The organism is Serratia proteamaculans, assembly GCF_008830365.1.
Lineage (GTDB): Bacteria > Pseudomonadota > Gammaproteobacteria > Enterobacterales > Enterobacteriaceae > Serratia > Serratia proteamaculans.
This window is the reverse complement of sequence record NZ_WBKI01000001.1, coordinates 470,583-484,246: the sequence shown is the minus strand read 5'-3', so window position 1 is coordinate 484,246 and position 13,664 is coordinate 470,583. Positions and strand designations below refer to the sequence as shown.

Sequence of the window (13,664 nt, the reverse complement as noted above, 5' to 3'; positions counted from 1 at the left end):
TTATCAACCAACTGAAAAATCGTGATTCTATTCTGCGCCAGCGGCGTCAGGATCTCAATCGCTCTGACGCCGCACCGGCCTGATCAATTCGTCAACGTACAATCGCTCATGATCACTTTGCCATTGCGCTCAAGATAGGCGTTTTGGCCCTTCGACCAAAAGGTATATTTACCGTCGCTGTATTTTGCACCGGACATGGCCAGCACCTGTTTCAGCTTCAGTTGTTCACCGTCCATCAACATGCTGACGGTGCTCTCTTTGCCGTCCAGTGACACCGTTAACGGCGTAGTGCCACACTGGTAATGCAAGGTCTGGCTGTTTTGCGGCAGAACGTAGCTGCAGCCAGCCAGCGCCAGTACGCCAGCGGCAATGATGATTTTTTTCATGCTGTTGCTCCTTAGGGAAATCCATCGATTTCTATCCTAACAGAGCTAGCGGCCCCCTAAAGGCAAAACCGGATAAATCCCACCCAGCAAGGTCTCACGGCTGGCGCCGGTGACCGAAGGCAGGTTACCGGGCTGCCCGGACAAAGTGCGAAACGCCAACCAGGCGAAGGCCAAAGCCTCCATATCATCACCGCTGATACCGAAATCATCTGTCAGGCACACTTCGGTACCCGGCAACAGCGCAGACATCCGTGCCATCAACAAGCTATTACGCGCCCCACCGCCACAGACCAGCACACGTTCGCAGCCGCCCGCCAACTGGACCTGTTCACAAATGGTGATTGCCGTCAGTTCTGTCAGCGTGGTTTGCACATCAACCGGGCTTATCGCCGCCAAACCCGCTAACTGACGCTCCAGCCAGGCTGCATTGAAATATTCTCGCCCGGTGCTTTTCGGTGCCGGCAGTGCGAAGTAAGGATCGGCCAACATCTGTTGCAACAGCGGTAAGCAAACCCGCCCTTCCATCGCCCAAGCGCCGTCCTTATCGTAAGGCTGCGAGTGATGGCGCCATATCCAGGCATCCATCAGCATATTGCCCGGCCCGGTATCGAAGCCACGCACCGCAGCCCCCGGCAACAACATCGACAGATTGGCGATGCCGCCGATATTCAGCACCATACGACGCTCTACCGGATGCGCCAGCAGCGCCTGATGAAAGGCAGGCACTAACGGAGCCCCCTGGCCGCCGTAGGCCATGTCACGTCGGCGAAAATCACCAACGGTGGTGATATTGGTCAACGCGGCAATGCGATTATTATCACCCAGCTGCATAGAGAAACGCGCATCCCCCTCCGGTTCGTGCCAGACCGTCTGCCCATGACAACCGATAGCAGTGATGTCGTGCGCCGCCACACCGGTTTGCTTCAGCAAGCCCAGTACGGCCTCGCCAAACAGCGTGCCAAGCTGTGCATCCAGCCGCCCCACAGCAGAAAGCGTGGTCTGCTGGCCCTGACACATCCCGAGAATCTCCTGCTTCAGATGGATCGGCATCGGATGGCTGTAACTGGCCTGTTGCGCAACCATACGTCCATCGATCGCAGCGAGCACCACGTCGACGCCATCCAGACTGGTGCCAGACATAACACCTATATAGCGGCCTGACTTCATAGCGACATCCTTTACCCTTTACGGGGAAGCAAAATTTTGACCTGACAAATAAACCAGAATTGCCACATTAACGCCATGAATTATGTTGTATTTTTTCACCTCTGTGAGCAATGTGCCTGTTTCCTGCCAGAGCCACATATTGATAACTGCGGTTAAACAGTGGTTCAACCCGCAACGTATTTTCTTTCGACGCTGTTATAAAGCTAAACCACCGTTTAATATTGGTTGAACAGAGCAAAGTTAAGCTGCGTGCAGTAGCGGGTCATGGTGATGTGCGTGCGTTTAGGCCATACTTTGTCTATCATTTTTATGAATATGGCCTGGAAAGGTTCCCCAGGTTATGGACTACTACCAACAGGAGTTTTATATGATCAAGCGTCTTCTCGTCGTTGCCATCGCCGCAGTTACGCTGGCAGGGTGTGCCAATGATTCCATGTCCGGCGACGTTTATTCCGCTTCGCAGGCCAAACAGGTGCAAACCGTGACTTATGGCACGCTGGTTTCTGTGCGCCCGGTCAAGATCCAGGGTAGTGAAACATCGAACACCATTGGCGCCATCGGCGGTGCCGTGCTGGGTGGATTCCTCGGTAACACCGTTGGCGGCGGCACAGGCCGTAGCCTGGCAACGGCAGCCGGTGCGGTAGCGGGTGGCGTTGCCGGTAACAGTATCGGTGAAGCAGCCGGTCGTACTACAGGCTATGAGCTGGAAATCAAGACCGACCAGAAAGAGAACATCGTGGTGGTTCAGAAGGCAGGCGACACCAAGTTCAGCCCAGGGCAACGCGTTCGTATGGCTCGCACTGGCGATACCATTACCGTATCCCCGCTGTAAGCTGAATCTAGAAGGTAAAACCGGAGGCTTTAGGCCTCCGGTTTCATTTCCGATGCTGTGAAATCAAATCGAAAAAAGAAGAAATTCTTATTGTTTATTTTGCAGTTCAGTGATGTTTTGTTCCAACTTGCCAATCAAACCCACCAGCAGATGCACTTCATCGGTGGTAATTCCGCTCAAAATTTCACCCCGCGTAGAACTGATGACGCTGTCCACTTCCCGGATAATCGGGTCGGCCGCTTCGGTCAGTTTGATACGCTTCGCACGCCGGTCATTGGCGCAGGTGTGGCGAGTAATCAACCCCTTCTCTTCCAGTTGGTCCAGCGTACGAACCAATGACGGTTGCTCAATGCCGATCGCCTTGGCCAGTTGGATCTGCGACTGCTCCGGCGGCAAACGATTGATACTGTGCAAGGTTACCCAGTGTGTTTGCGTGAGCGCCAGCGGCTTGAGCCGATGATCAATGAGCGCGCGCCATACACGAACTAATCGTGCTAAATCTGAACCTAATGTTGACTCCACTTACCCCTCCTTATAATTAGCATGCTAACATACCCTCCCAGAGCTTAGACTATTTTGAGTAACTAACATTAAAAACACAAATGTATATAATGTATATTGTGGAAATAGCCACCATTTTGATCTGTTATTGTTTATTCTCTATGCAAAGACTCAACATATTCACTCATCGGGATTGTTAATGTGAATACTTCATGGCTTCATGCCTCGTCCCCGCTACCCGATTTGGTGCTGGGCGCCTCGCTTTATTTTCCACCCATATTTAAGGCTGTTTTGCTTGGCCTGGTTTTATGGTTACTGGTACACCACCTGCTGCGAGACTGGATTTATTCCGGCGAAATTTGGCATCCCATGCTGATGGATTTGTCTATTTTCGTCATTGCCGTCAGCGGCTCCCTGTGGCTTTTAGCGAGTTGGTAACTGATGACGCATAAAACTTTAAAATATTTCTCTACGGTAATCGTCTGCGCCATTGCCATCTGTGCCGGTTGGTGGCTATGGAATTATTATATGCAATCCCCGTGGACCCGTGATGGGAAGGTGCGCGCAGAGCTCGTCAATATCACGCCAGAAGTATCTGGAAGATTAGAGAAAATAACCGTTCATGACAATCAGTTCATACCTGCGGGAAGTCTGATTTTTACGATCGACCCGGTTCCATACCAGATTGCGCTCGACAATGCTGAGGCCGCGCTGGCAAAAGCGCAGTCCGATATGGCCAAGGCCGACCATGAGGCGGCACGCCGTCGTGGCCTGCCGAAAAATGTTATTTCTGCCGAAGACATGGACGAGTCAAATTTAGCGGCCCAGGCAATGAAAGCTTCGTATAAAGCCGCGCAAGCTAATCTGGAACAGGCAAAATGGAATTTAAGTAAAACTAAAATTTTCGCCCCTACCGACGGCTATATCACCAATTTACAGGCACGGGTTGGAAACTATGCCAGTGCCGGGACCCCACTGGTCGCACTGGTTGACGTGCACTCTTTTTATGTACTCGGTTATTTTGAGGAAACCAAGCTAAAACATATAAAAGAAGGCAATCAGGCGGATATCGTTTTATATAATGGCAACATCCCGCTCCAGGGCGAAGTGGAGAGTATTGGCAGAGCCATTTACGATCAAAGCGTCGACAGCAGCAGTGATTTATTAATGGACGTAAAGCCCAACGTACCCTGGGTACGTCTGGCGCAACGCGTACCGGTGCGGATAAAACTGCTGAACGTGCCCGCCGATTTGCCCTTGGTGGCCGGCACCACCTGCACCATCTCCATTCATCAGTAAGGCTAACCAGTGAATCTGCCTTTTTTGGAATGGAACCGCACGCCCTGGGGGAAAGCCACCGGCGGGCAATGGCGCTATGCACTGCGCAATTCGCTGGCGATGTGCCTGTCACTGTGGGTGGCTTTTGTTCTCAATCTTGACGAACCCTACTGGGCGCTAACCTCGGCGGCGGTGGTCAGTTTCCCCACCGTCGGCGGCGTGATCAGTAAAAGCATCGGACGTGTTTTCGGTAGTCTGGTCGGAGCCGCCGCCTCGGTGGCGATTGCCGGCCATTGCCTGAACGATCCCTGGTTGTTCACCCTGTTTATTGCCGCCTGGATTGGCCTGTGCACCTACATTTCCAATCATTATCAAAACAATGTCTCCTACGCCTTTGCGCTGGCGGGCTATACCGCCGCCATCATCGCCTTCAGCACGGTCAACGTGACCGACACCCAGCAAATCTTTGATATCGCCCAGGCGCGCGTTTGCGAAGTGATAACCGGTATTCTGTGCGGTGGTCTGATGATGATGATCCTGCCCAGCACCTCGGACGGTGAAGCTCTGCTGACCTCACTGCGGCGCATGCACCTGCGGTTGCTGGAGCATGCCGCCATGCTGTGGCAACCGGAAATTACCGTGCAGATGCGTACGTCGCACGAAGGGGTCATCGGCCAGATCCTGACCATGAACCTGCTGCGTATTCAGGCCTTCTGGAGCCACTATCGGCTGCGTAGGCAAAATAACCTGCTCAATTATATGCTGCATCAGCAGTTGCGCATTACCAGCGTGATCTCCAGCCTGCGTCGCATGCTGTTAAACTGGCCGGATCGTCCGGCCAATTTGGCGAGCGTTCTGGATCAACTGCTGAACGAGCTGCGCAGTCCTGATACCGATAAGTATCGGCTCGCCCGTATTCTGCAGCAAATCGCCCCGCAGGATCCTGCCGATTACCGCCACCGCGCCTTCTGGTTGCGGCTACGGCATTTCTGCTGGCTGTATCTGAATTGCAGCCGCTGGCTGCTGCGGCTGGAAAACGCTACCCCGGTCAGCGATATCCAACCGCCACATGTGACCTCTCTGGCACGCCACACAGATAGCTACGAAGCCGCCTATAACGGGTTACGCACCTTTTTGTGCATTACCCTCGGCTGTGCTTACTGGATTAACACCCAATGGGAAGCTGGTAGCTCCGCTTTGACGCTGGTCGCCATCAGTTGCGTGCTTTATTCCTCCACGCCTTCGCCGATCAACAGCATCACGACTTTACTGAAGGCGGTGACGCTGCTTTCGATCGTCTGTTTTATGGTGAAGTTTGGCCTGATGATCCAGATAGATGATTTGTGGCTGTTCTGCGCCTTCCTGTTCCCGGTGCTGGTGACCATGCAGATGCTCAAGCTGCAGAATCCCCCCTATGCCGCGCTTTGGGGGCAACTGATCGTGTTTATGGGCTCGTTTCTATCCGTCACCAATCCACCGAGTTACGATTATCAGTCGTTTATCAATGACAGCCTTGGCAAAATTGTCGGCGTCCTGTTGGCCGGTCTGGCGTTCCAAATCTTGCGGCCCAGTTCGGACAAACGCAAAAGCCGGCGTATTATCCGTGCCCTGCGACGCGACTTTATCGATCAACTGAGCAAAAAGCCGCAGCAGAGCGAGAGTCGGTTCGAATCGCTGATTTATCACCGTATCAGCCAATTGAATCAAAGCAAGGATCAAGAGGCACGCAGTTGGTTATTACGCTGGGGCGTGGTGCTGCTCAACTGTAGCCATATCGTTTGGCAACTGCGCGACTGGCAGACCCGCTCCGATCCGCTTTCGGCGGTGCGAGATGTTTGTATCCACTGCCTGCGGGGCATTATGACGGAGAAAGGCGTACAGCACAGTTCACTGGACGCCAGCTTGCAGGAACTGCAACGCATGAGTCGTGCACTGGCGCACCACCCGGAACAGGCGGCGCGCGATCTTGCCGGCTTAATTTGGCGACTTTACTGTTCGTTGCAACAGTTACAGCAGGCGATCACCCCGCCTGACAGTACAACAGCGGTCCCCGCCTCACGCTAACCGGCTTTATCATTTAATGACACCGCAGGCGAAACGCTCCCCTCCGCCGCCCAGAGGTTTGGGATGGTCGGAATGGTTATCACCGCCGGCGTGCACCATCAGCGCCTTACCGGTTATTTCGCTGATTTTTTTCAGCCGCGGTGCCAACACCGGATCGCTGGCCATGCCGTCATCCGTTACGTAAATTGCCGGCAGGTCTCCCAAATGGCCATCGGCATAGGGGCCAAGGTGTTTACCGGTTTTTTGCGGATCAAAATGTCCACCCGCCGCCAGTGCCGCAACCGCCTTGCCCTCTTTCATTCCCGGCTCGCAACTGCCGTTCTCATGAACGTGAAAACCGTGTACCCCGGCTGGTAACGCTTTGAGCTCTGGGGTAAACAGCAGGCCATAAGGCGTTTCACTGATTGTCACTTTGCCAATTTCCTGACCTATTCCCTGTCCGGTCACCAGATTCATGTCAACATCCACCGTTGCCGCCTGAGCGGCTCCGCAGGCCATCAGGCCGAGGGCCGCATACCAATAATGTTTCATTAATTAATCTCCCTGAACTTACTGTGAGCATTCAAGTATAGGGGAAGCTGTAAGCCACCGCTCAAAACGCACACAATTTTGCCGATCAAATTCGCATTATGAATAATTCATACTAATAATAATTCTACCGATGTCTGTCCTCTGACCAGATGCCGTTCGGTATACCTTATCTACCGACACAAGCTGCAACAGCTATTCAAAGATCAACCCGGCAATGCAGCGAATTCATAAGGAACTGATATGGGAATCTTTAATTATCAAGATCTCGATGATGCGAAGTCCAAAATATTGTTTAGTGACGCCTTGGCAATTTCTACTTACGCCTATCACAATATCGACAATGGATTTGATGAGGGCTACCACAATACCGGATTCGGTCTGGGCTTACCCCTGACGTTGGTGACAGCGCTGGTTGGCAGCACGCAATCACAGGGCGGATTACCCGGTATTCCCTGGAACCCCGACTCGGAAAAAGCGGCGCTGGAAGCGGTCAATAACGCCGGTTGGTCATTAATTGGCGCTGACCAATTAGGCTACCAGGGTAAAACCGATGCCCGTGGTACCTATTATGGCGAAACTCTGGGCTACACCACCGCCCAGGCTGAAGTACTGGGGAAATATGACAGCGAAGGCAAACTCACCGGCATTGGCATTGCTTTTCGTGGCACCAGCGGCCCGCGGGAATCCCTGATTACCGATACCATCGGCGATCTGATTAATGACCTATTGGCGGGATTTGGCCCTGCCGGTTATTCCGATAACTACAGCCTGAAGGCCTTTGGCACCCTGCTGGGCGACGTCGCTAAATTCGCACAGTCAAACGGTCTGAGCGGCGATGACGTGACCATCAGCGGACACAGTCTCGGTGGGCTGGCAGTGAACAGCATGGCGGCACTCAGCGACGACAACTGGGGCGGTTTCTATGCGCAATCCAGCTATGTGGCTTTCGCTTCCCCCACGCAATATGAGACCGGCGGCAAGGTGATTAATATCGGCTATGAAAACGACCCGGTATTCCGCGCACTGGACGGCACAAACCTGACGTTGGCCTCCTTTGGGGTGCATGATGCGCCGCAGGAGTCCGCCACCAATAATATCGTTAATTTCAACGATCACTACGCTTCAGCCGTCTGGAATATCCTGCCCTTCTCGATCCTGAATATTCCGACCTGGCTATCCCATCTGCCGTTCTTTTATCAGGACGGCTTGATGCGAGTATTAAATTCAGAGTTTTACTCGCTGACCAGTAAAGATTCGACGGTCATTGTCTCCAACCTCTCCGATGTGACTCGCGGTAATACCTGGGTTGAGGATCTCAATCGCAACGCCGAGCACCACAGCGGCCCGACCTTTATTGTGGGTAGCGACAGCAATGATTTAATCAAGGGCGGTGCCGGTAATGATTATCTTGAAGGTCGTGCCGGTAATGACATTTTCCGTGACGATGGCGGTTTTAATATTATTTCCGGTGGTGGAGGCAAAAACACCCTGGATCTGCAGCATGCATTGAAAAATAGCGAGGTCGCCTACGACGGTAATACGCTCTACCTGCGCGACGCCAAAGGCGGCATCACCCTGGCAAGTTCGATTAATACGCTGAAAAGCAAAGAGTCAGCACTGCTGATTTTTACCAAAGACGTTGAGCACCAGGTGACCGACAGCGGATTGCGATCCGACAAAGGACTGACCCCCTATGCCAGTTCGGCCAACGGCAGCGCAGCCGATGACACCCTGACCGCCAAGGCTTCCGGTTCCTGGCTGTTCGGTCTGGAGGGCAATGACCAACTGTTCGGTGGCAAAGGTAATGATGTCTTTGTCGGCGGTGGTGGTAACGACGTTATGCACAGTCAGAGCGGCAGCAACACCTTCCTGTTCAGTGGCGACTTTGGTCAGGACCAGATTTACGGCTATCAGGCGCAGGACAAGCTGGTCTTTATCGGGACCGATGGCAGCAGCGTGGGCGGTGACTTCCGCGATTTTGTATCTGAAGTGAACGACAATCTGGTATTTAACTTTGGCGGTAATACGGTCACGCTAGTCGGTCAGGGGCTGAGCAGCCTGTCTGACGGCCAGGTGGTACTGGCGTAAAAAAACGGGCAGCCCAGGCTGCCCGGCTTCTTGGGGCGATTAAGGCACGTCGTAACCCAGTGCAGCTTTACGGATACGGAACCACTGTTGGCGGTTCAGCGTCAATTGCTGCGCCTTCAGCGCCGAACGCACGCGTTCAATCTTGCCGGAGCCAATGATCGGTAACGGTGCCGATGGCAAACGCATCACCCACGCATACACCACCTGTTCAATCGTCTCGGCACCGATTTCTTGCGCCACCGCCTGCAGCTCATCGCGCAGCGGCTGGAACTCGGCATCGTTGAACAGGCGACCGCCCCCCAGACAGGACCAGGCCATCGGCTTGATACGCAATTGCTGGCACTGATCCAGGGTGCCGTCCAAAATGGCTGGCTGATGAATTGGCGAGATCTCAAGCTGATTGGTCACCAGTGAGAATGGCAGGCGCGACTGCAATAGGGTGAACTGCGTGGTGGTAAAGTTGGAGACGCCGAAGTGGCGTACCTTGCCGCTTTTATGCAGCGCCACAAAAGCCTCGGCCACCTCATCGGCATCCATTAACGGATCCGGGCGGTGGATCAACAGCAGGTCAAGATAATCGGTATGCAGATGCGCCAGCGAACGTTCCGCGCTGTAAACGATATGTTCGCGATCGGTAATGTAATGGCCGATCGGATTACCCGGTTTGGCGGTGGTGGCGATGCCGCACTTGGACACCAGTTCCATCGACTGACGCAGCGAAGGCTTCAGGCGCAACGCTTCGCCAAAGGCTTGTTCGCAAGCATAGCCGCCGTAAATGTCCGCATGGTCGGCGGTGGTCACACCCAGCTCAATATGCTGCTCGATGAACGCCAGTAGCTCCTGCGGCGACATACCCCACTCCATCAAACGCCAGTATCCGCAAATCATGCGGGAAAATTCAGGCCCCTGCGGCGCGAGTTGTATACGGTTTACCATTGTTGAAACCTCATGACATTGTTTAATGCCAGCATACACAAGCGGATAACGCGGTGGGAAGCGGAAAGCCGCGCTTACGTGCGGCAGATCAGAAATGACTTAGAACAGCGAGGGTTGTTCCGGCAAGGGTTCGTCGGGCTGTTTATTGGCTCGTTGCAGGCGCAGGAAACGCTGGTGACACAGGCGCAGCACGTCCCGTTTTTGCGCATCGCTCATTTGCATCCAGCCAAAGCGTTCCTCGCGGCTGCGCAGGCAGCCACGGCAAAACCCGCGATCGTCGGCCTGACAAATACCGCGACACGGGCTGGGGATGTCAAAAAACTCGAGCTGCTGCGCCACACGTCCTCCTGCGTTCTTTTCCTAATTGAAGACGCCATCGGCGCCGCTGGCAAGTGACTTTTCGGCATGACGGTGAAAATAGTCGCGTAAATAACGCAACGCCTGACGATTTTTCTCCGGCATTGCCCGTTCGAGCGTCATCGCATGCAGCCGCAGAGGTGCCGGTCGCCATTCGGGCATCAGTTGGATCAGTTCGCCGCGCTGCAGTTCATCTTCAATTTCATACAACGGTTGAATCGAGATCCCCAGACCGCTGCGGGTAAAGGCGCGCATCACGTTCATACTGTCGCTGACGATTTGCCCTTCCGCCAGGCGCAACTTTAACTGTTGCCCGCCCTGATGATGTAAATCCAGATGTGCGCCGCTGAAAGCCCCCGAGATCCACCGGTGCTGCACCAGGTCCTGCGGCGTCTCCGGCACCCCATGTTGGCTGAGATAGCGTGGTGCGGCACACAGCACCATCGGCCATTCGGCCAGCGGGTGGGCGATCATATTGGCGTCGGCCAGTTGACGGTTGACCCGCAGCGCGATGTCGATCCGATGTTCGATCATATCGATAATCCGGTCGTCCGCCAGCACCCGCAACGTCAACTTGGGATGGGCCTGCAGCAGCGGTGCCATTGCCTCCGCCAGCGGGCGGCCACCAATACCAATGGTTGTGGCGATACGCAACTCCCCTACCAGAGTGTCACGCAGCTCCGCCAGCCGCTGTTCGGCCTGCTGCGCCTGAAACAGCATCGCCTCACAGCCAGGGTAGAACGCCGATCCTGCTTCGGTCAGCGCCAACCGCCGTGTCGAGCGGTGCAACAGCGGCACACCGAGCGATTTTTCCAGCGACCGCATATGCTGGCTGACCGCAGACGGCGTCATGCCCAGCCGCCGGGCCGCTCCAGCAAAGGAACCTTCTGCCACCACGGTAGCGAATACCGCCATTCGATTCAGTTTATCCACGATTATGAAGTTTTACTTAATCAAGAAAGCATGAATATGGCACTAATCAGCTCTATTGTTAAGTACTACAGTGTATATAGCCGCTCAGGTCAACCAGGCCTGAGACAAAACACTGAACCTATTCCTGACAGGAGCAAACAGATGAAAGTAGCCATTATTGGAGCAACCGGTTTTGTTGGCCGCCGCGTGGTGGATGAAGCACTGGCCCGTGGCTTACAGGTCACGGCGATTGCTCGTCAGCCAAAAGACTTGCCGGACAATGCTAACCTGACCGTGGCACTGGGTGACGTCGCCGATACCGAATGGCTGGCGAAACAGCTGACCGGTCAGGACGCGGTGATCAGCACCTTTAACCCAGGTTGGGCAGAAGAAAATTTGTATGAAAAAACCACTCGTGGGTCACAACAGATCCTGGACGCGGTGAAAAAATCCGGCGTCAAACGCCTGCTGGTGGTTGGCGGTGCCGGCAGCCTGGAAGTGGCGCCGGGTGTTGAACTGGTAGATACCCCGCAGTTCCCGGAAAATATTCGCCCAGGTGCGCAGGCCGTGCGTGATTTACGCAACAAGCTGCGCAATGAATCTCAACTCGACTGGACCTATTTGTCCCCAGCCGCACTGCTGGAACCCGGCAAACGCACCGGTCAGTTCCGTCTCGGCACCACCCAATTGTTGATGAACGGCCAGGCTCCAGCCAGCATCTCGGTAGAAGACCTGTCGGTTGCTATCCTCGATGAGATCGAAAAGCCGCAGTTTATTAAAGCGCAATTTACCGCCGCCTACTAAGCCCCCCGCGCCAGACCATCCGGTCTGGCGCCTCTAACCTAAACCCAAATTAAACGCCCCCGCAACGATTCTGAATCTCTAAGGTTTTCTTAAGTTTCATCCTGTAAATTTCAGCGCATTACACAATATCAGGATTCAGATTTAGCAATGTCGTTACGTCAACGCTTACAGTGCAACAGCCTGGGTTTTATCCTCGCCAGTGCCCTATTCTTCACTCTGTTCCAGAACGCGTTATTCCTTCATAAAGCCTGGTCGTATATCACCTTCGATAACGTCCATAGCGTGATTTTCGCCGCCACCATGCCGGTGGTGATTTTCTGTGCGCTGAATATTATTTTCAGCGTGCTGACCGTGCCGTTCCTGCGCAAACCGCTGATGATTTTCTTCCTGCTCGGCAGCGCGGCCGCCAACTACTTCATGTTCAGTTACGGCGTGGTGATTGATGGCAACATGATGCAGAACGCCTTCGAGACCAATCCCCAGGAAGCGACGGCGCTGTTAACGCCGCGCATGGGGCTATGGTTGACCTTGCTCGGTATTCTGCCTGCAGTATTGGTTTGCTTTGTTGACATCCGCAAAACTCGTCCATGGTGGTACATGGTCGGGCTGCGCGCCGCCAACGTAATGCTCTCGGTGGTGGTGATCCTGATTATCGCCGCGCTGTTTTATAAGGATTACGCTTCACTGATCCGCAATAACAAAAGCGTGGTGAAAATGCTGACGCCGTCGAACTTCGTTTCCGGCACCATCAAATTTACCCAGCAGCGTTACTTCACCCGTAATCTGCCGCTGGTGAAAATCGGTGAAGATGCACACAAAGGGCCACTGATTACTGCGCAGCAAAAGAAAACCCTGGTGATCCTGGTGGTGGGGGAAACGGCGCGCGCCGAGAACTTCTCTTTGGGTGGCTATGGGCGAGAAACCAACCCACGCCTGAAGCAGGACGACGTGGTGTACTTTAAAAATGCCAGCTCCTGCGGCACCGAAACCGCCATCTCCGTACCTTGCATGTTCTCCAACATGCCGCGCAAGGATTACGATGCCACCCAGGCGACTCATCAGGAAGGCATGCTCGACGTAATGGCGCATGCCGGTGTCAATGTGTTGTGGCGTGAAAACGATGGCGGATGCAAAGATGCCTGCGATCGCGTGCCGCACGTGGACATGACCAAGTTGAAACTGCCGCAGGATTGCGACGGCGACGTCTGCATGGATAACGTGCTGCTATATAAACTGAACGACTATATCAACGGCCTGAAAGACGACGGCGTGATAGTACTGCACCAGATGGGCAGCCACGGGCCGGCCTATTACCGCCGCAGCACGCCGGAATTTCAGAAGTTCTCGCCGACCTGCAACAGTAATCAGATCCAGGATTGCACCCACGAGCAGTTGGTGAATACCTATGACAATTCACTGTTGTATACCGATGCCATGCTGGACGACACCATCAAGCTATTGCAACAGCACAGCGACAAGTTCAACACCGCGCTGGTGTATCTTTCCGACCACGGTGAATCGCTGGGTGAAAATGGCATGTATCTGCACGGCACGCCTTACGTGTTTGCCCCAAGCCAGCAGACCCACGTTCCTTTCCTGATGTGGATGTCTGCGGACTATGAGCGCAACTTCAAGGTGGATCGCCAGTGCCTGAGTAACATGGCGGAAAAGGAGGATGTTTCGCAAGACAATCTGTTCCACACCCTGCTTGGCATGCTGAACGTGCAGACCCGTGAATATCAACCCCAGTTGGATATTCTGCAACGCTGCCGGGGTGCAGTCTGAGGGCTTAACTTCCCGCCCCTGTT

14 protein-coding genes are annotated in these 13,664 nt (G+C 54.1%); 7 read left to right on the top strand and 7 right to left on the bottom strand.

Annotated features, from left to right (window positions below; all coding sequences use genetic code 11):
* Positions 1–83: 83 nt before the first annotated feature.
* Both F8R23_RS02360 and anmK read right to left on the bottom strand, forming a co-directional pair.
* Positions 84–386 (bottom strand): MliC family protein, encoded by a 303-nt coding sequence (locus F8R23_RS02360; RefSeq protein ID WP_129934811.1) that lies wholly within the window; start codon positions 384–386, stop codon positions 84–86.
* A gap of 45 nt (positions 387–431) precedes the next feature.
* On the bottom strand, positions 432–1,553 hold the full coding sequence (gene anmK, locus F8R23_RS02355; protein WP_129934812.1) for an anhydro-N-acetylmuramic acid kinase: 1,122 nt from the start codon (positions 1,551–1,553) through the stop codon (positions 432–434).
* Between the two features lie 367 nt (positions 1,554–1,920).
* Between anmK and F8R23_RS02350 the strand changes: the two genes are divergently transcribed.
* Positions 1,921–2,385: an outer membrane lipoprotein gene (locus tag F8R23_RS02350; protein WP_099062075.1), complete on the top strand. Its 465-nt coding sequence runs from the start codon at positions 1,921–1,923 to the stop codon at positions 2,383–2,385.
* An 87-nt stretch (positions 2,386–2,472) separates the two neighbouring features.
* Here the strand turns inward: F8R23_RS02350 and slyA are convergent, their stop codons facing one another.
* Positions 2,473–2,907, bottom strand: a complete 435-nt coding sequence (gene slyA / locus F8R23_RS02345) for a transcriptional regulator SlyA (RefSeq protein WP_099061826.1) — start codon at positions 2,905–2,907, stop codon at positions 2,473–2,475.
* A 180-nt stretch (positions 2,908–3,087) separates the two neighbouring features.
* On the opposite strand from slyA, the gene F8R23_RS02340 reads away from it, so the two are divergent.
* From F8R23_RS02340 to F8R23_RS02330, 3 genes are read left to right on the top strand one after another with little or no spacing between them, the layout of a single operon-like run.
* Positions 3,088–3,324 carry a DUF1656 domain-containing protein gene (locus tag F8R23_RS02340; protein WP_170925021.1) on the top strand — a complete coding sequence of 79 codons (237 nt, stop codon included), beginning with the start codon at positions 3,088–3,090 and terminating at the stop codon, positions 3,322–3,324.
* Between the two features lie 3 nt (positions 3,325–3,327).
* Positions 3,328–4,185 carry an efflux RND transporter periplasmic adaptor subunit gene (locus F8R23_RS02335; protein WP_099061825.1) on the top strand — a complete coding sequence of 286 codons (858 nt, stop codon included), beginning with the start codon at positions 3,328–3,330 and terminating at the stop codon, positions 4,183–4,185.
* A gap of 9 nt (positions 4,186–4,194) precedes the next feature.
* Positions 4,195–6,228: an FUSC family protein gene (locus F8R23_RS02330; protein WP_129934814.1), complete on the top strand. Its 2,034-nt coding sequence runs from the start codon at positions 4,195–4,197 to the stop codon at positions 6,226–6,228.
* Positions 6,229–6,237: 9 nt separating this feature from the next.
* Here F8R23_RS02330 and sodC read toward each other — a convergent pair whose 3' ends face one another.
* Entirely contained in the window at positions 6,238–6,759 is a 522-nt protein-coding gene (gene sodC, locus F8R23_RS02325) for a superoxide dismutase family protein (protein ID WP_151415195.1), read from the bottom strand.
* Positions 6,760–6,999: 240 nt separating this feature from the next.
* On the opposite strand from sodC, the gene F8R23_RS02320 reads away from it, so the two are divergent.
* Positions 7,000–8,847, top strand: a complete 1,848-nt coding sequence (locus F8R23_RS02320; protein WP_151415194.1) for a polyurethane esterase — start codon at positions 7,000–7,002, stop codon at positions 8,845–8,847.
* 39 nt (positions 8,848–8,886) lie between these two features.
* Here F8R23_RS02320 and F8R23_RS02315 read toward each other — a convergent pair whose 3' ends face one another.
* The 3 genes from F8R23_RS02315 to F8R23_RS02305 all read right to left on the bottom strand — a co-directional run bounded on the left by F8R23_RS02315 (position 8,887) and on the right by F8R23_RS02305 (position 11,073).
* A complete protein-coding gene (locus F8R23_RS02315; RefSeq protein WP_129934816.1) occupies positions 8,887–9,783 on the bottom strand; it encodes an aldo/keto reductase in 897 nt (298 codons plus the stop codon).
* A gap of 99 nt (positions 9,784–9,882) precedes the next feature.
* A complete protein-coding gene (locus F8R23_RS02310) occupies positions 9,883–10,122 on the bottom strand; it encodes a DUF1289 domain-containing protein (protein ID WP_112347516.1) in 240 nt (79 codons plus the stop codon).
* Between the two features lie 21 nt (positions 10,123–10,143).
* Positions 10,144–11,073: a LysR substrate-binding domain-containing protein gene (locus F8R23_RS02305; RefSeq protein ID WP_198642483.1), complete on the bottom strand. Its 930-nt coding sequence runs from the start codon at positions 11,071–11,073 to the stop codon at positions 10,144–10,146.
* Positions 11,074–11,214: 141 nt separating this feature from the next.
* Between F8R23_RS02305 and F8R23_RS02300 the strand changes: the two genes are divergently transcribed.
* Complete coding sequence (locus F8R23_RS02300; protein ID WP_112347518.1) at positions 11,215–11,856, top strand: NAD(P)-dependent oxidoreductase; 642 nt, start codon at positions 11,215–11,217, stop codon at positions 11,854–11,856.
* Positions 11,857–12,003: 147 nt separating this feature from the next.
* On the top strand, positions 12,004–13,641 hold the full coding sequence (gene eptA, locus F8R23_RS02295) for a phosphoethanolamine transferase EptA (protein ID WP_129934817.1): 1,638 nt from the start codon (positions 12,004–12,006) through the stop codon (positions 13,639–13,641).
* The last annotated feature ends 23 nt before the right edge of the window (positions 13,642–13,664 follow it).

Coding starts and splice junctions, on each gene's coding strand:
- F8R23_RS02360 (WP_129934811.1), bottom strand. CDS start 386: ATGAAAAAAATCATCATTGCCGCTGGCGTACTGGCGCTGGCTGGCTGC.
- anmK (WP_129934812.1), bottom strand. CDS start 1,553: ATGAAGTCAGGCCGCTATATAGGTGTTATGTCTGGCACCAGTCTGGAT.
- F8R23_RS02350 (WP_099062075.1), top strand. CDS start 1,921: ATGATCAAGCGTCTTCTCGTCGTTGCCATCGCCGCAGTTACGCTGGCA.
- F8R23_RS02335 (WP_099061825.1), top strand. CDS start 3,328: ATGACGCATAAAACTTTAAAATATTTCTCTACGGTAATCGTCTGCGCC.
- sodC (WP_151415195.1), bottom strand. CDS start 6,759: ATGAAACATTATTGGTATGCGGCCCTCGGCCTGATGGCCTGCGGAGCC.
- F8R23_RS02320 (WP_151415194.1), top strand. CDS start 7,000: ATGGGAATCTTTAATTATCAAGATCTCGATGATGCGAAGTCCAAAATA.
- F8R23_RS02315 (WP_129934816.1), bottom strand. CDS start 9,783: ATGGTAAACCGTATACAACTCGCGCCGCAGGGGCCTGAATTTTCCCGC.
- F8R23_RS02300 (WP_112347518.1), top strand. CDS start 11,215: ATGAAAGTAGCCATTATTGGAGCAACCGGTTTTGTTGGCCGCCGCGTG.
- eptA (WP_129934817.1), top strand. CDS start 12,004: ATGTCGTTACGTCAACGCTTACAGTGCAACAGCCTGGGTTTTATCCTC.